This is a genomic window from Aurantimonas sp. DM33-3 (assembly GCF_014334315.1).
GTDB lineage: Bacteria > Pseudomonadota > Alphaproteobacteria > Rhizobiales > Rhizobiaceae > Aurantimonas > Aurantimonas coralicida.
Map to the genome: position 1 here is coordinate 295,582 of NZ_JACSGS010000001.1, position 19,762 is coordinate 315,343.

The following is a 19,762-nucleotide window of genomic DNA, read 5'->3' on the forward strand; positions in this document are numbered from 1 at the left end:
CCTTGAATCCGGCGAGTATGGAGAATTGGAATGCCAGCAGTTCAGGAAACCATCGATCAGGTCCGCAAGATCGATGTCGATCAGTACAAATACGGCTTCGAGACGCTCATCGAGATGGATGTGGCGCCCAAGGGCCTCAACGAAGACATCATCCGGCTGATTTCCGCCAAGAAGGGCGAGCCCCAGTGGATGCTGGACTGGCGTCTGGAGGCGTTCGAGCGCTGGAAGACGATGGAGAGCCCGTCCTGGGCGCGTCTCGACTATCCCGAGATCGACTTCCAGGACATCCATTATTACGCCGCGCCGAAATCCATGTCCGGCCCGGCCTCGCTGGACGAGGTCGATCCCGAGATCCTGCGCACCTACGAGAAGCTCGGCATTCCGCTTCGCGAGCAGGAGATGCTGGCCGGCGTCGTCAAGCCTGCGGCCGAGCCGACCTATGACGAGGACGGCAACGAGATCGCGCCGCGCGAAAGCCGCGTCGCTGTCGATGCCGTGTTCGATTCGGTCTCCGTCGCCACCACCTTCAAGAAGGAACTCGAGAAGGCCGGCGTCATCTTCATGCCGATCTCCGAGGCGATCCGCGAGCATCCCGAGCTGGTGAAGAAATATCTCGGCTCGGTCGTGCCGGTGTCGGACAATTTCTTCGCCACGATGAACTCCGCGGTCTTCACCGATGGCTCTTTCGTCTACGTGCCGAAGGGCGTTCGCTGCCCGATGGAGCTGTCGACCTATTTCCGGATCAACGAGAAGAACACCGGCCAGTTCGAGCGCACGCTGATCATCGCCGACGAGGGCTCCTACGTTTCCTATCTGGAAGGCTGCACGGCGCCCCAGCGCGACGAGAACCAGCTGCATGCCGCGGTGGTCGAGCTGATCGCGCTGGACGATGCCGAGATCAAGTACTCCACCGTCCAGAACTGGTATCCGGGCGACAAGGACGGCAAGGGCGGCATCTACAATTTCGTTACCAAGCGGGGCGATTGCCGCGGCAAGAACTCGCGGATCTCCTGGACCCAGGTCGAAACCGGCTCGGCGATCACCTGGAAATACCCGTCCTGCATCCTGCGCGGCGATAATTCCCGCGGCGAGTTCTATTCCATCGCCGTGTCCAACGGTCGCCAGCAGATCGACAGCGGCACCAAGATGCTGCATCTCGGCAAGAACACCTCGAGCCGCATCATCTCCAAGGGCATCTCGGCGGGCAATTCGAACAACACCTATCGCGGCCAGGTCTCGGCCAACCGCAAGGCGACGAACGCCCGCAACTTCACCCAGTGCGACTCGCTGCTGATCGGCAACGACTGCGGCGCCCACACGGTGCCCTATATCGAGGTGAAGAACGCCACCGCGCAGTTCGAGCACGAGGCGACCACCTCGAAGATCTCGGACGACCAGCTGTTCTACTGCATGCAGCGCGGCATCCCCGAGGAGGAGGCCGTGGCGCTGATCGTCAACGGCTTCGTCAAGGACGTGATCCAGCAGCTCCCGATGGAGTTCGCCGTCGAGGCCCAGAAGCTGATCGGCATCAGCCTCGAAGGCTCGGTGGGATGATCAAACGGATCTGGCATGGATACACGACGCCGGAAAACGCCGAGACGTACGAGGCGATCCTTCGCTCGGAGGTGATCAAGGGCATCGAAGGCAAGGCCATTCCCGGGTTCCGCCACATTGAGGTGTTGCGTCGCCCGCTTGCCGACGAGGTCGAGTTCATCACCATCATGGAATTCGATTCCATCGACAACGTGAAGGCTTTTGTCGGCGATGACCACGAGCGCAGCTACGTCCCCGACGAGGCGCGGCGCGTCCTGAAGCGGTTCGACGAACGCTCGCAACACTATGAATTGCGCGACACGCGCAGCTACTGATCGCAGGAACTGACATGCTTGAAATCAAGAACCTTCATGCCCGCGTGGCGGACGACGAAACCGAGATCCTGCGCGGCGTTAATCTGACCGTCCAGGACGGTGAGGTCGCGGCGATCATGGGGCCGAACGGCTCCGGCAAGTCGACCCTGTCCTACATCCTCGCCGGTCGCGACGACTACGAGGTCACCGAGGGCGACATCCTCTACAACGGCGAGTCGATTCTCGAGATGGACCCGGCCGAGCGCGCCGCCTCGGGCGTCTTCCTGGCCTTCCAGTATCCGCTGGAGATCCCGGGCGTCGCCACGATGACCTTCCTGAAGACCGCGCTCAACTCGCAGCGCAAGGCGCGCGGCGAGGGCGAGCTGACCACGCCCGACTTCATGCGCCGGGTGAAGGCCGCGGCCGCCGATCTGAAGATCGACGCCGCCATGCTGAAGCGGCCGCTGAATGTCGGCTTCTCCGGCGGTGAGAAGAAGCGCGCCGAGATCCTGCAGATGGCGCTGCTCGAGCCCAAACTCTGCGTCATGGACGAGACCGATTCCGGCCTCGACATCGACGCGCTGAAGATCGTCGCCGACGGCGTCAATGCGCTGCGTTCGCCGGAGCGCTCGTTCCTGGTCATCACCCATTACCAGCGCCTGCTCGACTACATCGTGCCGGACACGGTGCACGTCCTCTACAAGGGCCGCATCATCAAGACCGGCGACAAGAACCTGGCTCTGCAGCTCGAGAACGAGGGCTACGGCCAGCTGATCGACGAGGCAGCCTGATCATGACGGTGCATCAGCTCAAGACCCGAAGCCCGGCCGAGGCGGCGCTGATCGACAGCGCCGAGCGGGCCGGCAGCGTCGCGACTGCGGCCTCCGCCATCGACGCCCTGCGCCGTGAAGGCCTGCCCAACCGGCGCACCGAAGCCTGGCACTACACCGATCTGCGCGCTCTGATGGGGCGCCTGCCGGCGGCCGAGGCGACGGCGAGCGAGGATTCGGCGCTGCTGGCGCCGCTCCTGCACAACAGCCATGTGGTCGAGATGAGCGACCCGGCTGCGACCACCGCGCCCGAGGGCGTGCAGATCGCGGCGGTGAGCGAGGCGGCGGACTGGAACAAGTCGCCGAACCATCTCGATCGGCCGATCGATACGGTCCGCCTGGTCAATGCCGCCTTCGGCGCACCGGCCGTCGTGGTCAACGTCGCCGCCGGAACGGCGCTGGCAGCCGCGATCGAGCTGCGCGCCGGCACCGGCGAGCGCGGCCACGGCTTTGCCCGCTGCACGGTCGGCGAGGGCGCCCGCGCGACCTTCGTCGAGCGCATCGAGGGCAACGCCACCGGCGCGCCCTCGACCGGCGTGTCGCACCTGACGATCGCCGACGGGGCCGAAGTGCTCTGGATCATCGATCAGGCGAAGGGCATGTCGGCCGCCCATCTCGGCCAGCTCAACGTCACCGTCGGCGCCAATGCCGTCTTCAAGCTGTTCGTCCTGAACAGCGGCGGCGCGCTGGTGCGCAACGAGGTTCACGTCGAATCCGTCGGCGAGAACAGCGAGATCCGCATCCGCGGCGTGAACCTCCTGACCGAGGGCCAGCATGTCGACGTGACGACGACCCTGCGCCATCAGGTGCCCAACACCACCGCGACGGAGACCTTCCGGAACGTGGTCACGGGTGGCCACGGCGTCTTCCAGGGCATGATCAAGGTTGCCAAGGACGCCCAGAAGACCGACGCGAAGATGGCCTGCAACACGCTGCTCCTGTCGGACCAGGGTGACTTCTCGGCCAAGCCCGAGCTGGAGATCTTCGCCGACGACGTGCAGTGCGGACACGGCGCGACGGCGGGCGAGATCAACGCCGATCACCTGTTCTACCTGATGTCGCGCGGCATTCCGGAGAAGCCGGCACGGGCGCTGCTCGTGAAGGCCTTCGTCGCCGAGGTCGTGGAAGAGCTGGAAGACAAGGCGGCCGGAGACGCGCTGATGGAGCGCATCGACGCCTGGCTCGCACACGAGCGATAATGCGGTCCTGACGGGCGCGCCGACATCTCGGCCGCGCCCGTCTCGCCCCTCGGCATGCCGAGGCGACCCGTGCGCAAACCGGAGTTCCCGTGCCATGAAGGCTGACGTGATGGCTGCGGCCAGTCCCGCCTACGACATCGACGCCATCCGGCGCGACTTCCCGATCCTGTCGAAGGAAGTCTACGGCAAGCCGCTGGTCTATCTCGACAATGGTGCCTCGGCCCAGAAGCCGCGGGCCATGCTCGACGCGATCCAGAAGGCTTATAGCGAGGACTACGCCAACGTCCATCGCGGCCTGCACTTCCTCTCCAACAAGGCCACCGAGGAATTCGAGGCGGCCCGCGGCAAGGTGTCGGACTTCCTCAATGCGCCGAGCGCCGAGGAGATCGTCTTCACGCGGTCGGCCACCGAGGCGATCAACCTCGTCGCCTATGGCTACGGCATGAACGAGATCGGCGAGGGCGACGAGATCGTCCTGACGATCATGGAGCACCACTCCAACATCGTGCCCTGGCACTTCATCCGCGAGAAGAAGGGCGCCAAGCTGGTCTTCGTGCCGGTCGAGGAAGACGGCTCCATCGACGTCGCCGCCTTCGAGCGGGCGATCACGCCGCGCACGAAGATGATCGCCACCACCCACATGTCGAACGTGCTGGGCACCGTCGTCGACGTGAAGGCGGTCTGCGCGATGGCCCATGCCAGGGGCATTCCGGTGCTCGTCGACGGCAGTCAGGCCGCTGTGCATCTGCCGGTCGACGTGCAGGATCTCGACTGCGATTTCTACGTCTTCACCGGGCACAAGGTCTACGGCCCGACCGGCATCGGCATTCTCTACGGCAAGCGCGAGATGCTTGAGCGCACCCGGCCCTTCAATGGCGGCGGCGAGATGATCGTCGAGGTGACCGAGGACGCGGTGACCTACAACGCGCCGCCGCACCGCTTCGAGGCGGGCACGCCGCCGATCGTCCAGGCCATCGGCCTCGGCGCTTCGCTGGATTACATGCGCCACATCGGCCGCGAGGCGATCGCCGCCCACGAGGAAACCCTGCGCGACTACGCCCATGAGCGTTTGCGCGCAGTGAACTCGTTGCGCATCTATGGCGAGGCGCCGGGGAAGGGGGCCATTGTCTCCTTTGACCTGGAGGGCATCCACGCCCACGACATTTCCATGGTCATCGACCGCGAGGGCGTCGCCGTGCGTGCCGGCACCCACTGCGCCCAGCCGCTCTTGAAGCGATACGGCGCGACTTCCACATGCCGGGCATCGTTTGGTATGTATAATACGACCGACGAGATTGATCGCCTGGCCGAGGCGCTCGAAAAGGCGCGGCGCTTCTTTGCCTGATCAGGCGCTCGCCAGAGAAGATATTGAAGGCATGGCCCCGCAGCATCGCGATCACGCGAAACCGGGGCAGGCCGCAAGGATGATCGCATGACCGACCAAGCCGAACAAAAGCCCGCAGCGGACGACAGCGCCGCCGCCAACGTCGCCATGGCGTCCGGCGACAACGGCACGCAATCGGCGATCCCGGCCGAGGAGCTCACGCGCCTCACCGACGACATCGTCGGCGCGCTGAAGACCGTCTACGATCCGGAGATCCCGGCCGACATCTACGAGCTCGGCCTGATCTACAAGATCGACATCGACGACGAGCGCAATGTCGACGTCGAGATGACCCTGACCGCACCGGGCTGCCCGGTCGCCGGCGAAATGCCGATCTGGGTCGAGAACGCCGTCAGCTCCGTCGACGGCGTCGGCCAGGTCCGCGTCGACCTCGTCTTCGATCCTCCGTGGACGCCCGAGCGGATGAGCGAAGAGGCGCAGGTCGCCGTCGGCTGGTTCTGACGCTGACGCCATGACACCGCCGCTTTCGGGATTGCTGGAGACCTGCCTCTATGTCGACGACATGGCGCGGTCGAAGGCGTTCTACGCGGCGCTGCTCGGCATCGAGCCTCTGTTCGAGGAAGACCGCATCTGCGTCTTCCGCCTGCCCGACGGCACGGTCCTGATCCTGTTCGCCCGCGGCTCGACGCTGGAACCGGTGACGACACCGGACGGGACGATCCCGCCCCATGACGGCCAGGGTCCGATCCACTTCGCGCTCGGCATTCCACCGGGCTCGGTGAATGAATGGCGCCGCCATCTCGAAGCCTGCGGCGTTGCGGTGGAGAGCGAGGTGCAATGGTCGCGGGGGCGGGGCAACAGCCTGTATTTCCGCGACCCCGACGGCCATGCGGCCGAACTCGCCACACGCGAACTCTGGTCGCGGTCCTGAGCGGTGTTGCATCGCGCGCAGCCCGCAAACCGACGCAGCGTTCGCCTTGTGACGCCTCGCGAAACGCCCCATCTTTCTGATAGTGTTTGCGTGACAGAATTTCTCGAAAGGAGGCCGCCATGGGCCGCTTCACCGTGATGAGCATGACCGACGCCGCTGCCGAGCGGGTCAAGGCGATCACGTCGAGCAAGGGCGACGGTGCGCTCGGCCTGCGGGTTGGCATCAAGAAGGGCGGCTGCGCAGGGATGGAATACACCATCGACCTCGCAACCGAAGCCAATCCCAACGAGGACATGATCGAGAAGGACGGCGCCACGGTGCTGGTCGCGCCGGAGGCCGTCCTGTTCCTGCTTGGCACCGAAATGGACTACGAGGAGACCGTCCTGCGGTCCGGCTTCACCTTCCGCAATCCCAACCAGACCTCGGCCTGCGGCTGCGGCGAATCCGTCGAGCTGAAGCAGGCCGATCTGGCGGCGCTCGCCAGCCAGCCGGGATGACCGCCCGCCATCGCACCTGAGCGGTCCGATGGACGAGGAATTTCTCCGCGAGCTCTTCGCCTCGGTTCCCGGATTTCGCATTCGCCGGATGTTCGGCGGGCAGGGGATCGCATCCTCGCCCTGGTCGTCGACGGCGAACTCTATCTCAAGAGCGATGCCGAGACCGATGCCGTCTACGAGGCCGAAGGTCTGCGAAACTGGCATTACGCCCGCACCGGCCGAAGCCCCGTGCGGATGCCCTATTACCGGATGCCGGATGAAGCCTTCGACGACCCGGACGAAGCGCAGCGCTGGATCGCCCTAGCTGACGGAGCCTCCCGGCGCGCGGCCCGGACGAAGGGCGCCGCAAAGCCCAGAGGCGAACCGAAACGGCCGAGATCGGGCACCGGAACTCCGAAGGCCTGAATGCGGCAGCCGTGAACGACGGTACCGGATCAGCCCCACACAATCGGCCGATCAGGTCAGGAGGCCGCCGGCTGCTTGCGTGTCTTGGCCGCGATCCAGAGCGCTTCCATTTCATCGAGGCTGGCCGTTTCCAGCGCGCGGCCCGTCGCGGCAAGCTCCTGTTCGATATGGCGGAAACGGCCGCGGAACTTGCGGACGCAACGCCGCAGCGCGGCTTCGGGATCGATCTCGTGATAGCGCGCGAGATTGACCGCGCTGAACAGAAGATCCCCGATCTCGCCCTCCAGCGCGTCGCGATCGCCGTTCTCCGCAGCCTCGGCGACTTCGTCGATCTCCTCGACGATCTTGCCGACGATCGGCTCCGGCCGGTCCCAGTCGAAGCCGACTCTCGCGGCCTTCTGCTGGATTTTCAGTGCCAGCGTCAGCGCCGGAAAGCCTGACGGAACCCCATCGAGAAACCCGGACCCGGCCTGGTCTGCTGCCTCCGGGACGCGCGTCTCGGCCGTCAGCGCGACTGTGGCGACGGTTTCGCGCAGAGCCGCGCGCTCGGCCTTTTCCTCGGCCTTGATGCGCTCCCACTGGCCCTTGGCCGAACCCGCCGAACGCGCTTCCGCATCTCCGAAGACATGCGGATGCCGGCGGATCATCTTGCGGGTGATGCCGTCCACCACGTCGCCGAAATCGAACAGGCCGGCCTCCGTTGCCAGCTGCGCGTGATAGACGACCTGCAGCAGGAGGTCGCCCAGCTCCTCGCGCAGGTCGACCGCGTCGTTGCGTTCGATGGCGTCGGCGACCTCGTAGGCTTCCTCGATCGTGTAGGGCGCGATCGTCGCGAAATCCTGCTCGACATCCCAGGGGCAGCCGGACACCGGATCGCGCAGCGCCGCCATGATCTCGACGAGGCGTGCAACGTCCTTGGATGGCGTCATGGCGAAACTCCGGAACAGTCCTGCGGATCGATCCCGCATAGCGACGCGCGGACCGGAGGGGAAGGGCCAGCCGATGGCCGAGACGCAACGCGGCGTCACACACGGCCCACAGTCGAAGCCATACCCATCCAACCATACAGCTAAGTTGCATAAGATAGATTATGGAACCATATGGATGAAGGCTGATGGGTAGCGATGTCCCGTGGGCTGTCTGTCCTCGGCCGCTGCGATCCTGTGGCGACTGGCGCGGCTCCGGCTCAGGCGTCGAGCGGCCATTCCAGCGTCAGGCCGTCGAAGCCCGGACGCACATGGCCCGGCAGCTCGCGGCAGAGCGTGTCGTAGTCCAGCGGAATATGCATGTGGGTCAGCGTCGCTTCGGGCACGCCGAGACGCGCGATCCAGTCGAGCGCCTGTTCGACCGACAGATGGCTCGGATGCGTCCGGTACTGGAGCGCGTCGATGACGATGTGCTGCGCACCGGCAATGGCCGCAATCGCAGCTGCCGGAAAGTCGCTGACGTCGCTGCAATAGGCCAGCGGCCCGATCCGGTAGCCCAGCGAATGGATCGAGCCGTGTTCCTGGCGAAATGGCGCAAAACTCAGCTTGCCGCCGGCGCCATCGACCGAGAATGTCTCGCCGGCGCTGATCTCGACATGCCGCGCCACCGGCGGATAGGCGCTGCCCGCCGGGGTCTCGAAGCAATAGCGGAAGGCTTCCAGCACACGGGCATGGGTCGAATGGTCCGAATGCACCGGAATGCGGGACTTCTGGGTCAGCATGTAGCCGCGCAGATCGTCCATGCCGTGAATGTGGTCGGCATGCGGATGGGTCAGCACCACGGCGTCGAGATGCGCCACCCGGGCCATCAGCATCTGCTCGCGAAAATCCGGGCCGCAATCGATGGCAACGACCGTCCGGCCGTTCGGCCCGATCCGCTCGACCAGCGCCGAAGACCGCAGGCGGCGGTTCTTCGGGTTCATGGGGTCGCAGGCGCCCCAGTCACCGTTGATGCGCGGTACGCCCGGCGACGAAGCGCAGCCCAGAATGGTCAGCCGTAGCGTGTCGCTCACCCTCAGCGTCTCCGCCTAAGCCGTTCTCGGATCGGGAACTTTCGAGAACAGCGCGAAGAAATTGTCCGAGGTCTGGCGCGCGATGGTCGCCAGATCGACTCCCTTCGTTTCTGCAAGCACCTCAGCGGTATGGCGAACGTAAGCCGGCTCATTGCGCTTGCCGCGATATGGCGGTGGCGCAAGATACGGCGCGTCGGTCTCCACCAGCAGGCGCTCCATCGGCACGTCGGCGGCGATGGCGCGGATCTCCTCGGACTTCTTGAAGGCCAGGATGCCGGAGAACGAGACATGGCCGCCAAGCGCCACGCCGACCTCGGCGAGCCGCGGTCCGGCGGAGAAGCAGTGCAGGATGAAGGGGAAGGCCCCCTTCCCGCTTTCGTCCTCGAGGATCCGGATCATGTCGTCGTCGGCGTCGCGCGAATGGATCACCAGCGGCAAGCCGGTCTCACGCGCCGCCGCGATATGCCGGCGAAACACCATCTCCTGAATGTCGCGCGGCGCCTTGTCGTAGAAATAGTCGAGCCCGGCTTCGCCGATGGCGACGATCCTCTGGTCCTGCGACAGACGCACCAGATCTTCGGTGCTGACATCCGGCTCGGCGGCGGCATTGTGCGGATGGGTGCCGACCGAGGCATAGACCTCCGGGTGGTCCCGCGTGATCGCCTTCAAGTTCTCGATCTTCGAGACGAAGGTCGAGATCGTCACGAACAGGCCGACGCCTTCGGCCTTGGCGCGGGCGATCAAGTCCGCACGGTCCTCGGCGAAGTCCGGGAAGTCCAGATGGCAATGGCTGTCGACGAGGAACGGCATCATGATGCGGCGTCTTCCGCCTCGACGAAGCGCGGGAAGATCGGCTGCGGCGCCGGCAGGTCAGCACCAGGCACCAGGCGGACATCGGGTGTCAGTTCATTGAACGTCCGGGCGTCCGGGCCGACCCCGAGAATGTCGAGCAGCTTGCCGGCGCTCTCCGGCACGAAGGGCTGCAGCAGGATCGCCACGCGGCGCAGGATTTCGGCGGTGACGAACAGCACCGTCTCCATGCGCGCCGGATCGCTCTTGCGCAGCGCCCAGGGCTCCTGGCCGGCGAAATAGCGGTTGGCTTCGCTGACGACGGCAATGATCGCGGCGAGAACGCCGTGCAGTTCCTGCCGGTCGATCATGGTGCGGACCTTGGGCAACAGGTCGTTCGCAGCCGTCAGGATCGCCGTGTCGGCCTCGGTGAACGCGCCCGGCGTCGGCACCCTGGCGCCGCAATGCTTGCCGACCATCGACAGCGACCGCTGCGCCAGATTGCCGAGATCGTTGGCAAGCTCGGAATTGGTCCGGTTGACGATCGCCTCGTGGGAGTAGTTGCCGTCCTGGCCGAACGGTACCTCGCGAAGCAGGAAATAACGCAGCCGATCGAGGCCGTAGACCTCGACCAGGGCGGCCGGGTCGATGACATTGCCGACCGACTTCGACATCTTCTCCCCGCGATTGAACAGGAAGCCGTGGGCATAGACGCGGCGCGGCAGCGGCAGGCCGGCGGACATCAGGAAGGCCGGCCAGTAGACCGTATGGAAGCGCACGATGTCCTTGCCGATGACGTGCAGGTCGGCGGGCCAGTAGGCCGAGCGCTCGCCCTCCTCCGGAAAGCCGGTCGCGGTCAGGTAGTTGGTGAGGGCGTCGACCCACACATACATGACGTGCTTCTCGTCGCCGGGCACGGGAATGCCCCAGTCGAAGGTGGTCCGCGAGATCGACAGGTCGCGCAGGCCCGAGCGCACGAAGGACATCACCTCGTTGCGCCGCTCGGCCGGGCCGATGAAGTCCGGATTGTCCTCGTAGAGCGCCAGCAGCCGGTCCTGGAACTCCGACAGCTTGAAGAAATAGCTTTCCTCGGCCACCCATTCGACGGGCGAGCCCTGCGGGCCGTAGCGCTTGCCGTCCTCGCGCAGCTCGGTCTCGTCCTCGCCGTAATAGGCTTCGTCGCGGACCGAGTACCAGCCCGAATAGGCGTCCTTGTAGACGTCTCCGGCGGCGGCCATCTTGGTCCAGATCGCCTGGCTGGCGGCCACGTGCCGGTCTTCGCTGGTACGGATGAAATCGTCGTTGGTGCCGCCCAGAAGGGCCGCCATCGCCTCGAACTCGGCCGAGTTCCGCCGGGCGAGCTCGGCCGGGCTGATGCCCTGCTCGCGCGCGCTCTGCAGCATCTTGATGCCGTGCTCGTCGGTGCCCGTCAGGAAGAACACGTCGTAGCCGTCCAGTCGCTTGAAGCGCGCCAGCGCGTCGGTCGCGATGAACTCGTAGGCGTGGCCGATATGCGGACGACCGTTCGGATAGGAGATCGCGGTGGTCAGGTAGAAGCGTTCGGCCATGGGGCTGTCGTCAAACTCCGGTACGATAGGCGACGTGATCCCTGCGACATAGTGCATTGGCGCAGGCGGCTCAATCGATCGGCGCCCGAAACCTGCCGCAATGGCGTTCAGGCGGCGCTTGCGGCGCCGCGGCAGCGATAGAACCGGTCGAAAAGCGTCAGCAGCGCCTGCTTGCGGTCGAGATTATAGGCCGCGGCCTCGCGCAGCCTGGCGGTCTCGTCCTGCCAGAGCGCCGCGAGCGACGCGGCCCCGGCGCTGTCGCCGCGCGAAAGGCACGCCTCGCTCGCCTCCGCTGTTGCCGACAGCAGCGCCGTGATCAGAAACTCGTAGGCCTGCTCGCGCCCTTTCTGGGTCAGAGCGTCGGCCATCGAGTGAATGCTGTTCCAGTCGGGCCGGTCTGCTGCGATGAGCGTCTGGAGCGACTGCCGGATCTCGATCCCGCCATAGGCGATCAGCGAGATCGCTTGCCGCGCGCTGCCTTCGCTGAGCGGCACGGCGGCGGCAATCTCCTCCTTGCCGGCGCTCGGCAGCGCGGCGGCGGTGGCCGCGGCCAGGTCATCGTCGCCCAGCGGCTCGAAGCGCAGCGTGCGGCAGCGCGACCGAATGGTCGGCAACAGCCGGCCCGGCGTGTGGTTCATGATCAGGAAGACCGAGCGCGCCGGCGGCTCCTCGAGAATCTTCAGAAGCGCGTTGGCGGCGCTGCGGTTCATGTCGTCGGCCGGATCGATGATCGCGATCCGCCAGCTCGTGCGCGAACCGGTGGCCTGGAAGAAGCGGTTGAGCTTGCGCACGCCCTCGACGGTGATCTGGGTGCGAAAGCCCGTGCCCTTCTCGACCGGCGGCCGGGTCACATGGACGAGGCCGGGATAGGTGCCGAGCGCGATCTGGCGCATGGCGGGGTCGGCTGGATCGAACATCGGCGGCTCGGTGCCCCTGGCATGGCCGGGGGAAAGCAGGTGCCGCGCGAAGGCGAAGGCGGTCGTCGCCTTGCCGACCCCGCGCGGGCCCTGAAACAGCCAGGCGTGGTGCAGCCGTCCGGCCGCTTCGGCCGACGCCAGCTCGGCAAATTCACTGCGGTGCCCGAAGAGCGTGGGCGTTGCCGCGGGCGGCGGCACGCCATCGAGATCGTCGTGGCTTGCCGGGATGTCCAGCGCCGCGTCGCTCATCGGGCGGCCTGCCCTGCCCCCAGCGACTGGCCTATCGCCTCGAACCGGGCCGCCCCGAGGCGGTCGTCGACGATGTCCCGGATTTCCGCCGCGACCTTGTCTTCGGCCTGTGTGCCATCGACGATCACGCAGCGCTCCGGTTCGTCCTCGGCGAGCTTGCGGAAGGCCTGCCGCCGGCGCTCGTGCAGCGCTTCGTCCTCCTTCTCGAAACGGTCGGGCGAATGGTCGGCCCGGCGCTGGCGCGCCCGCTCGACACCGACGCTCGCCGGCACGTCGAGAATGATGGTGAGGTTCGGCAGGAGATCGCCGAGCGCGGCCCGCTCCATCGCGTCGCGATAATCCTGGTCGAGATCGGAATCGAGGAATTGATAGACCCGGGTGGAATCGTGGAACCGGTCGCACAGGACGATCTTCCCGGCATCCAGCGCCGGCCGGATCAGCGTGTCCACATGGTCGGCGCGGGCGGCAGCGAAGAGCATCGCCTCGACCTCGACGCCCAGCCCCTCGGCAGCGCCGGACAGGATGACGTGCCGCAGCGCGTCGGCGCCGGGCGAGCCGCCCGGCTCGCGGGTGGTGACGACGTCGTGGCCCTCGCTGCGCAGATGGTCGGCAAGCCGGGCGATCTGGGTCGTCTTGCCACTCCCCTCGCCGCCCTCGAATGTCATGAAAAATCGGGTCAATTCGCGTCCGCGTGGATGATCAGAGCGTCCGGAGCCAGCCGACGGCGAGCTCCCTGACCGCGCCGAGCGCGCGATCGGTGAAGCTTCCGGCGGCCACCGCGCTTGCAGCGTGGAGGTCGCGCGAAAGCACCGGCTCTCCTTCTACCAGAATATCCAGCGAGGCAACGGTCTGGCCTTCGGCGATCGGCGCGATCAGTGGTTCCAGATAGCGGATCTGCAGGCTGACGAGCTCCGACGCATCGGCGGGGACGAGCGCCTCGACGGGCTCCGTGGCGGCCAGCGCGACACTGCCGGATTCGCCCCCGAAGACATTGGCCGACCCGACGATCTGGCCGGCCGGAAACAGCGTCTCCGATTCGAACGATTCCCGCGCCCACAGCAGCAGCTTGCGGGCTTCGCTGGCGCGGTCGCGGGCGGTTTCGAGACCGCTCACCGCCAGAAGCGTATCGCGGCCGCCATGCGAGGTGGCGCCGACCAGGCTGAACCCCGAGGCCTCGGTATAGCCGGTCTCGATCCCGTCCGCGCCGATCTCCATCGACAGCAGCGGATTGCGATTGCGCTGGAATATCTTGTTCCACTCGAAGGCCGGCTCGGCATAGATCGCGTAGAGCTCGGGATAGGTGGACCGCAGGTGACGCGCCAGCGTGATCAGGTCGCGGGCGGTGACATACTGGTCGTCCGCCGGCAGGCCGGTCGGATTGGCGAAGCGCGAATTGATCATGCCGAGTTCGCGGGCCCGGGCGTTCATGCGCTCGGCGAAGGCCGCCTCGGAGCCTTCCATGCCCTCGGCGATCACGATCGCCGCGTCGTTGGCCGACTGGATGATCGCCCCGCGGATCAGCGCCAAGACCGGCACCTGCGACTTCAGCTCGGCGAACATCGTCGAGGTCCGCGACGGGGCGCCGCCGGTGCGCCAGGCATGCTCGCTGACGGGAAATTCCGTGTCGAGGGTGAGCGTTCCGTCCTTGATCGCGGCGAAGACGATTTCCATCGTCATCATCTTGGCGAGCGACGCCGGCGGGAACGGCGCGTCGGCATTCTTGGCAAACAGGACCGTGCCGGTTTCGCCATCGACGAGCAACGCTTCGCGGGCCGTCGTCTCGATCCGCGGCACGTCCTCCTCCTGGGCCAGGACGGGGCCGGCGGGCCCTGCCAGCGGCAGCATGAGAGAGACGGTGACGAGGAAGGCCTTGAACGGAAATGCGTCTGTCATCGGTGTCCGCTTGCACGTGGCGGCGGCTGGGGACCGCGGGCACTGGAAGTTGAGCGAACTTTAGGCCGCTGCCGGACGCCGCTGCAACATGCGCGTCGTCACTTTCCGTCAGACTGGTTTCCGCTCTTGCAGGACAGGATGAGCGCAGGGCCTTAACAATCCTGCGGGGCCGGCATGGAACCGCGCGCCGGGCCCTGCCCTGCAACCGATCAGTCGCGAATGACGAAGGCGTCTTCGGCGCCGACCTGCCAAAGCCGACGCAACACGGCATCGGTGTCGGCACCGGGGGCGATGATCAGCGTCGCGACGCGGCCATTCTCGCCGGGGACATCGTCCTCGACCAGCTCGCCGTGACCGAATGCGACGCTGCGCACCCGCTCGGCCAGATCGCCGGCGATCGTGCCGATGGCAATCCGTTCCGGCTCCGCGGCGATCGCCGCCGACAGTGCATCGCCTGCACCGCCAGTGCTGTGTTCCGGCGCGTAGGAGCTGGCAAAAGCGGCGATCCCGTCCAGCGGCAGCAAGCGGCGCAGATCGAAGCCTTCACCCGATCCCGCGCCCCTACCCTCGCCCGCCCGGACGGCGTCCGGACGCACACCCGGCAATTCGCGGGTCTCGCCATAAGCGATGGCGCTCGGCTGGACGCCGCGCTGCGGGATCGGACGATCGTCGGCCGAGGCCACCATGACGGCGTCGCCATACGGATCGGCGCCCTGGGCCGGCACGTAGCTCGCCATCAGCATCTGCGTGTCGTCGCCTTCCAGCGGCGCCCGGCCGATATAGTCGACCTGCACCTCGGCGGTGCCGGCATGCTGGAAGTCCAGCAGCTTCGCTGCCACGGCCGACAAATCGATCTCGCGGCCATGGGCGAAGGGCCCGCGGTCGTTGACCCGCACCATGACGCGGCTGCCATTCTCCAGATTGGTGACCATCGCATAGGACGGCAGCGGGAAGGTCTTGTGGGCGGCCGACAGGCCATGCATGTCGTAGACTTCGCCATTCGCGGTCAGGCGGCCGTGGAAGTTCGGGCCGTACCACGAGGCCGTGCCGGACTTGGAATAGCCCGGATCGTCCTTGGGATAGTACCACTTGCCGCGCACCTTGTAGGGCTTGCCGACCTGCGAGCGGCCGCCACCCTTGGGCACGCGCTTGGCAGTGGTGATGCGCGGACTGGCCGGAACGCCGAAGGTCCGGGAGTCGAATTTCACGGTGGTGCTGATGTCGGCCAGTTCCTCGACCGGGGACTGCGTCCCCGTGCAGCCGGCCAGAAACATTCCGGACGAAACGATCAGGCCGGTCATCAGCCCGTGTCGCTTCCGTCTCGCAGCGGCAATGCACATGCTGCGCCCCTTCCATCACTCAATACACAGCCGGAAGATCCGCGAACGGCACTTCCGGCACCTGCGCCCCCATGCAGGCTGGAGCTTACCAAAGACTGAACCCGCCGGGCAAACCTTTGGCCGCAACGCGCCCGATCCGCCGGCCCTTTCGGCGCTTGACTTGGCCGCCGGCCGCGCGCAGCCGGCAGTCTGGTCGCAACCCGCCGGCTGCGCGCGGCCAGGCAACCCAAACGAGGCGCGATCCCCGGTGCGCCGCGCCATAAGCAGTTGAGTCCGAACAGGCTCTGCTGGGCGAACGCAGTCCGATGCGGCGATATGCCGACAGCCACGCGAGCCGGTTGTCCAACGGCAGGCGCCACATTGCCGCCACGGTTGGGCCGCCGGCCGCGATACGGATCACGCCCGTTCACGAATTATTACAAGACCCTCTCCCCGTCCGCCCGCGCGTCACCGACAGCTCGAACCACCGCGGCGGACATCGACAGGAAGGCCACGCCCACGACCGCGGCAAAGACACGGCGCCCGCTTGCGCCGGACCGCTGTCGGCTTTAATCGGACGCTGTCGGATGGGTGGCCGAGCGGTTGAAGGCACCGGTCTTGAAAACCGGCGTGCGGGAGACCGTACCGTGGGTTCGAATCCCACCCCATCCGCCAACCCAGCTATCGATCACTTGGTATCGCGAATTCCTATAGTCCCGGGACGCAGTGCGGTTCGCGTCAATGACCGAGTATCGGTTCACGCTTCTGCCCCGTCTGTTCGTCCTCGGAGGAAACGCCCCTCAGTCAAGGTGGAGGACGAACGTGCTGGCGGGTCGTGCGGAGCCGGGCTGGGCGAGCCGCGCGTCGAGAGCCTTCGGGTGAGGTGATCGCCAAGTCTCTGCGCAAGCGCGACTGCGGCGAGGGTCGGGTTGGCTTGTCCGGAGGTCGGGAAAACCGAGCTTCCGGCGATGGAGAGGTTGGCGACCCCGTGTACGGTGCAGTTTGTGTCGACGACCCCATCTCCCTGCCTATCCGACATGCGGGTCAGGCCGATTTGGTGGTAACCGTCCCGGGCATGGCGGCGGATGCCCTCGAGGCGATCCCCGCTATCGTCGAGATATCGCAATCGGCCATATCCTTGAGACCTCAGCCACTCATCCAGCAGTTCATGGGCGCGTACGACGGACTGGAAATCCTGGTGGCCATAGCGGAAGCTCACCGATAGCCGGTGAAGCCCGAAATCGTCCTTGTCGGACGAAAGCGCGATCCGGCTAGCGTCGTTCGGCGCGTGTTCGGAATGATAGTGGAGTAGGTAGATATTATCGGGCGTCCGAAGAAAATAATGCGGATATCGGCTCCGCGGCGTCGCTTGCCGATAGGCATAGCTGGCTGCCCCGATCATCGCAGCGCCCGGTTTGCGGAGAATATTGAGGATGTGCGCGCTGGCGACTGTCGGATCGGCTGGGCGCCCCGGTCGATGTCGCGCTCGTACGCGCAGCCGGCTCATTATGTGCAGCGCCGAAGCAACGCCGTCGCGATGGGACGCATCCTCCGGCGGCGGACTCTTTGGCCAGAAGGCGATATTAAGAAGCTCGTGGCGACGCTGGGTCTCGTCGGTCGGTCGAAACCGGTGCCGTATGAAGGTCCGCTGCCCGGCCCGCCGAAAGAAGAACGCTTCGGCCAGACTCGGGTCCGCGAATTCGATACAGGCGATTTCACCGGCCAGATGGCCCATGTAACGGCGCCCCAGTGGCCCCCCTTCCCCGCCGAACATTGCGGAGAACCGCCTCTGCAGGTTGAGGAGCAAACGGGCGTTCTCGCGCCCCCCACAGGCGAGAACGAAGGCGCAGCCCCGGACGACAACCTCCTGCCCGCGAGACCGGATGACGAACGCTTCGACGGCGCCGCCCCCATTGCGCATCCGCACGTCGACCAATGTGCTGTCGGTGCAGACGAGTATGCTTTTCGACGATTTCAGGACCTCGCGGTGGTAATGCGCCGTGTTTCTGTCGCGGGTCCAGCTTTCCAGCGACGTGGTCTGGAAGACACTCTGCTCCGGCACCGGGTCAATTGCGCCGAAATCGCTGCTGAGGAAACGGCGCGCGGCGTCGTAGTAAGGTCTCAGCGTATGATGGGCGATAGGCCAGCCCGATCCTCCCACATGGTCGCGCCTGACAAAGTCGATATCGTCGTACTCGACGCAGCGCCCGCCCTACATGGTTGATGTGCCACCCAGAACCCTGCGCACGGTCAGATGCGCCGGAGCATGAATGATGTCGTCGTCGCTGGTGAAATTCGACAGCAGCTGGTGCGTCTTGCTTGCGCGCTGCGTACCGGACTCCAGAAGGATCACCTTGAGGCCGGCCTGGGCGCATTGCAGTGCAACTGCGAGACCGACCGGGCCCGCTCCCGCCACACAGATATCCGCGGTTCCGAAATGCGAAGGAACACCATGCGAGATCATGATCAAGCCCCGATGCTGCATTGCACTTTGACCAAGCTGGCACGTTTCGCAACGGAAGGGGAGCGCGTCTACGTTGTACCGGGACATATTACTCGCGCAAGGAAGCGAGAAAGCGCGTTCAGGTGCCGGTCAGCTTGGCTGAGCCCAATCCATTATTCGCCTCCGCCAGCCCGTAGAACCGGCGGGCATTGCCGCCGAGGATCGCCGCGCGCTCGCTCGCCGACAATGGAGCGAGCAAGGCGTCGGTGATCTCGACCCAGCTGGCGTGAGACGCCGCCAGGGTCAGCACCGGCCAGTCCGAGCCCCAGACCAGGCGCTCTGGCCCGAACCAGTCCAACAGCTGCTCGAACACCGGCTGCAGGACGGCCAGCGCCGCTTCCGGCGTGTCGCGCTGGTCGGGCCGCATCTCGGTCAGGAGGCCGGACAGCTTGCAGGCGCAGGCCGTCTCGCTGGCCAGCCGGGCCATCCCCTCGGCCCACAGGGCGTGACGCGGATCATCCGCCGGCGCGCCGAGCGCCGGCTTGGCGGCGTGGTCGATGATGACCGGCAGATCGGGATGCGTGGCACAGAAGGTCGCAAGCCGCGACAGATGCACCGGCAGCACCAGCGCGTCGAAGCGCAGGCCCGAGCGGTCCAAGGCGGCGAGTGCCGCGGGCGTCGGCGCCGTCAGCAGCCAGTCGGGGTCGGCAATGTCCTGCAGCATCGGCCGCAGCGATTTCAGCGCCGGCTCCGCCGCAAGCGCCGCAATCCGGTCCGCAGCTCTGGCCGAGGCCAGATCGACCCAGCCGACGACGCCGGCGATGTCCGCGTTCTGCCGGGCTAGCGCCAGCATGAAATCGGTCTCGGCGTCGCTTTCGGCCGCCTGCACCAGAACCACCTGCCCGATCCCGGCCGCTGCCGAAAGCGGGCGGAGATCGGCGGGACCGAAATCGTGCCGGATCGGCGCCAGCGCCGGATCGTCATTGTCCTGCAGCCAGTTATAGTCGCCTCGCGACAGCTGCCAGAAATGGCAATGGGCGTCGATCCGCTCCGACATCGCGCGCCTCAGCCGCCCGATGCCGGCGGGATCACGCCCTTGCGGATGATGAAATTGCCGTAGAAACGTCGCTCGGTCGTCTGGACGATCGCATAGGCCTCGCGCGCCTGATCGTAGAAATCGAACCGGTCGACGCCGGTGAGATCCGCGCCTTCGGCCCGAAACAACGCCTCGCCCTCCTGGATCACCTCCGGCCGGGCCTTGGGATCGCCCACGACATTCATGAAGCGCACGGCGTCCGGCTCGAAATCGTCGACCGGCAGCAGCGACAGGATCGCCTCGACGGCGCGCGGGGCCGAGCAGTCCATGCGCAGCGCGGTGCCGTGCACCGTGTCGCGCGCCACCGATTCGGACGGAAAGTTCGCGTCGGTGATGACGATCTCGTCGCCATGTCCCATGGCAGCAAGGACGCCCAGCAATTCGGCGTTCAGGAGCGGGTCGATCCCCTTCAGCATGGGCGACAATCCTTCTAGT

At 66.2% G+C, this 19,762-nt stretch carries 21 protein-coding genes and 1 tRNA gene; 10 read left to right on the plus strand and 12 right to left on the minus strand.

What is annotated here, in order from left to right:
- Positions 1-30 precede the first annotated feature (30 nt).
- The 9 genes from sufB (at position 31) to H9Q09_RS01810 (ending at position 7,054) form a co-directional block, all read left to right on the plus strand.
- Entirely contained in the window at positions 31-1,554 is a 1,524-nt protein-coding gene (gene sufB / locus H9Q09_RS01770; RefSeq protein WP_024351749.1) for a Fe-S cluster assembly protein SufB, read from the plus strand.
- Positions 1,551-1,868: an antibiotic biosynthesis monooxygenase gene (locus H9Q09_RS22410; RefSeq protein ID WP_187389645.1), complete on the plus strand. Its 318-nt coding sequence runs from the start codon at positions 1,551-1,553 to the stop codon at positions 1,866-1,868. Before sufB ends, H9Q09_RS22410 begins: the two co-directional genes overlap by 4 nt.
- A 14-nt stretch (positions 1,869-1,882) precedes the next feature.
- On the plus strand, positions 1,883-2,638 hold the full coding sequence (gene sufC / locus H9Q09_RS01780) for a Fe-S cluster assembly ATPase SufC (RefSeq protein ID WP_024351751.1): 756 nt from the start codon (positions 1,883-1,885) through the stop codon (positions 2,636-2,638).
- Between the two features lie 2 nt (positions 2,639-2,640).
- Complete coding sequence (gene sufD, locus H9Q09_RS01785; protein ID WP_187389646.1) at positions 2,641-3,876, plus strand: Fe-S cluster assembly protein SufD; 1,236 nt, start codon at positions 2,641-2,643, stop codon at positions 3,874-3,876.
- A 94-nt stretch (positions 3,877-3,970) separates the two neighbouring features.
- Positions 3,971-5,221, plus strand: coding sequence for a cysteine desulfurase (locus tag H9Q09_RS01790; RefSeq protein ID WP_246715956.1), 1,251 nt, complete (start codon positions 3,971-3,973; stop codon positions 5,219-5,221).
- Positions 5,222-5,308: 87 nt separating this feature from the next.
- Positions 5,309-5,722, plus strand: a complete 414-nt coding sequence (locus H9Q09_RS01795; protein ID WP_187389647.1) for an SUF system Fe-S cluster assembly protein — start codon at positions 5,309-5,311, stop codon at positions 5,720-5,722.
- A gap of 10 nt (positions 5,723-5,732) precedes the next feature.
- Entirely contained in the window at positions 5,733-6,152 is a 420-nt protein-coding gene (locus tag H9Q09_RS01800; RefSeq protein WP_187389648.1) for a VOC family protein, read from the plus strand.
- A 119-nt stretch (positions 6,153-6,271) separates the two neighbouring features.
- A complete protein-coding gene (sufA, locus tag H9Q09_RS01805) occupies positions 6,272-6,649 on the plus strand; it encodes a Fe-S cluster assembly scaffold SufA (RefSeq protein WP_187389649.1) in 378 nt (125 codons plus the stop codon).
- 120 nt (positions 6,650-6,769) lie between these two features.
- Positions 6,770-7,054, plus strand: coding sequence for a TfoX/Sxy family protein (locus H9Q09_RS01810; RefSeq protein ID WP_246715976.1), 285 nt, complete (start codon positions 6,770-6,772; stop codon positions 7,052-7,054).
- Positions 7,055-7,110: 56 nt separating this feature from the next.
- On the opposite strand, the gene mazG is transcribed toward H9Q09_RS01810, so the two are convergent.
- The 8 genes from mazG to H9Q09_RS22640 all read right to left on the minus strand — a co-directional run bounded on the left by mazG (position 7,111) and on the right by H9Q09_RS22640 (position 15,770).
- A complete protein-coding gene (gene mazG / locus H9Q09_RS01815; RefSeq protein ID WP_187389650.1) occupies positions 7,111-7,983 on the minus strand; it encodes a nucleoside triphosphate pyrophosphohydrolase in 873 nt (290 codons plus the stop codon).
- Between the two features lie 257 nt (positions 7,984-8,240).
- Positions 8,241-9,053: an MBL fold metallo-hydrolase gene (locus tag H9Q09_RS01820; RefSeq protein WP_187389651.1), complete on the minus strand. Its 813-nt coding sequence runs from the start codon at positions 9,051-9,053 to the stop codon at positions 8,241-8,243.
- A gap of 15 nt (positions 9,054-9,068) precedes the next feature.
- Positions 9,069-9,863: a TatD family hydrolase gene (locus H9Q09_RS01825; RefSeq protein WP_187389786.1), complete on the minus strand. Its 795-nt coding sequence runs from the start codon at positions 9,861-9,863 to the stop codon at positions 9,069-9,071.
- Positions 9,863-11,410, minus strand: a complete 1,548-nt coding sequence (metG, locus tag H9Q09_RS01830; RefSeq protein WP_187389652.1) for a methionine--tRNA ligase — start codon at positions 11,408-11,410, stop codon at positions 9,863-9,865. The genes H9Q09_RS01825 and metG overlap by 1 nt, the downstream gene beginning before the upstream one ends.
- A 107-nt stretch (positions 11,411-11,517) precedes the next feature.
- On the minus strand, positions 11,518-12,576 hold the full coding sequence (locus H9Q09_RS01835; RefSeq protein WP_187389653.1) for a DNA polymerase III subunit delta': 1,059 nt from the start codon (positions 12,574-12,576) through the stop codon (positions 11,518-11,520).
- Positions 12,573-13,241, minus strand: coding sequence for a dTMP kinase (gene tmk / locus H9Q09_RS01840; RefSeq protein WP_187389787.1), 669 nt, complete (start codon positions 13,239-13,241; stop codon positions 12,573-12,575). Before tmk ends, H9Q09_RS01835 begins: the two co-directional genes overlap by 4 nt.
- A gap of 34 nt (positions 13,242-13,275) precedes the next feature.
- The gene (locus H9Q09_RS01845; RefSeq protein WP_246715957.1) at positions 13,276-14,469 is read right to left on the minus strand and encodes a D-alanyl-D-alanine carboxypeptidase family protein; all 1,194 of its coding nucleotides are present in this window, start codon (positions 14,467-14,469) and stop codon (positions 13,276-13,278) included.
- Between the two features lie 209 nt (positions 14,470-14,678).
- Positions 14,679-15,770 carry a septal ring lytic transglycosylase RlpA family protein gene (locus H9Q09_RS22640; protein ID WP_187389654.1) on the minus strand — a complete coding sequence of 364 codons (1,092 nt, stop codon included), beginning with the start codon at positions 15,768-15,770 and terminating at the stop codon, positions 14,679-14,681.
- A 603-nt stretch (positions 15,771-16,373) separates the two neighbouring features.
- Between H9Q09_RS22640 and H9Q09_RS01855 the strand changes: the two genes are divergently transcribed.
- A tRNA-Ser gene (locus H9Q09_RS01855) sits at positions 16,374-16,463 on the plus strand.
- Between the two features lie 82 nt (positions 16,464-16,545).
- On the opposite strand, the gene H9Q09_RS22735 is transcribed toward H9Q09_RS01855, so the two are convergent.
- The 4 genes from H9Q09_RS22735 to H9Q09_RS01875 form a co-directional block, all read right to left on the minus strand.
- Complete coding sequence (locus H9Q09_RS22735) at positions 16,546-17,949, minus strand: GMC oxidoreductase (protein ID WP_187389655.1); 1,404 nt, start codon at positions 17,947-17,949, stop codon at positions 16,546-16,548.
- 51 nt (positions 17,950-18,000) lie between these two features.
- Positions 18,001-18,252: an FAD-dependent oxidoreductase gene (locus tag H9Q09_RS01865; protein WP_281414905.1), complete on the minus strand. Its 252-nt coding sequence runs from the start codon at positions 18,250-18,252 to the stop codon at positions 18,001-18,003.
- 118 nt (positions 18,253-18,370) lie between these two features.
- Positions 18,371-19,288, minus strand: a complete 918-nt coding sequence (locus H9Q09_RS01870) for an amidohydrolase family protein (RefSeq protein WP_187389657.1) — start codon at positions 19,286-19,288, stop codon at positions 18,371-18,373.
- Between the two features lie 8 nt (positions 19,289-19,296).
- Positions 19,297-19,743 carry an RbsD/FucU domain-containing protein gene (locus H9Q09_RS01875; protein WP_187389658.1) on the minus strand — a complete coding sequence of 149 codons (447 nt, stop codon included), beginning with the start codon at positions 19,741-19,743 and terminating at the stop codon, positions 19,297-19,299.
- Positions 19,744-19,762: the final 19 nt, after the last annotated feature.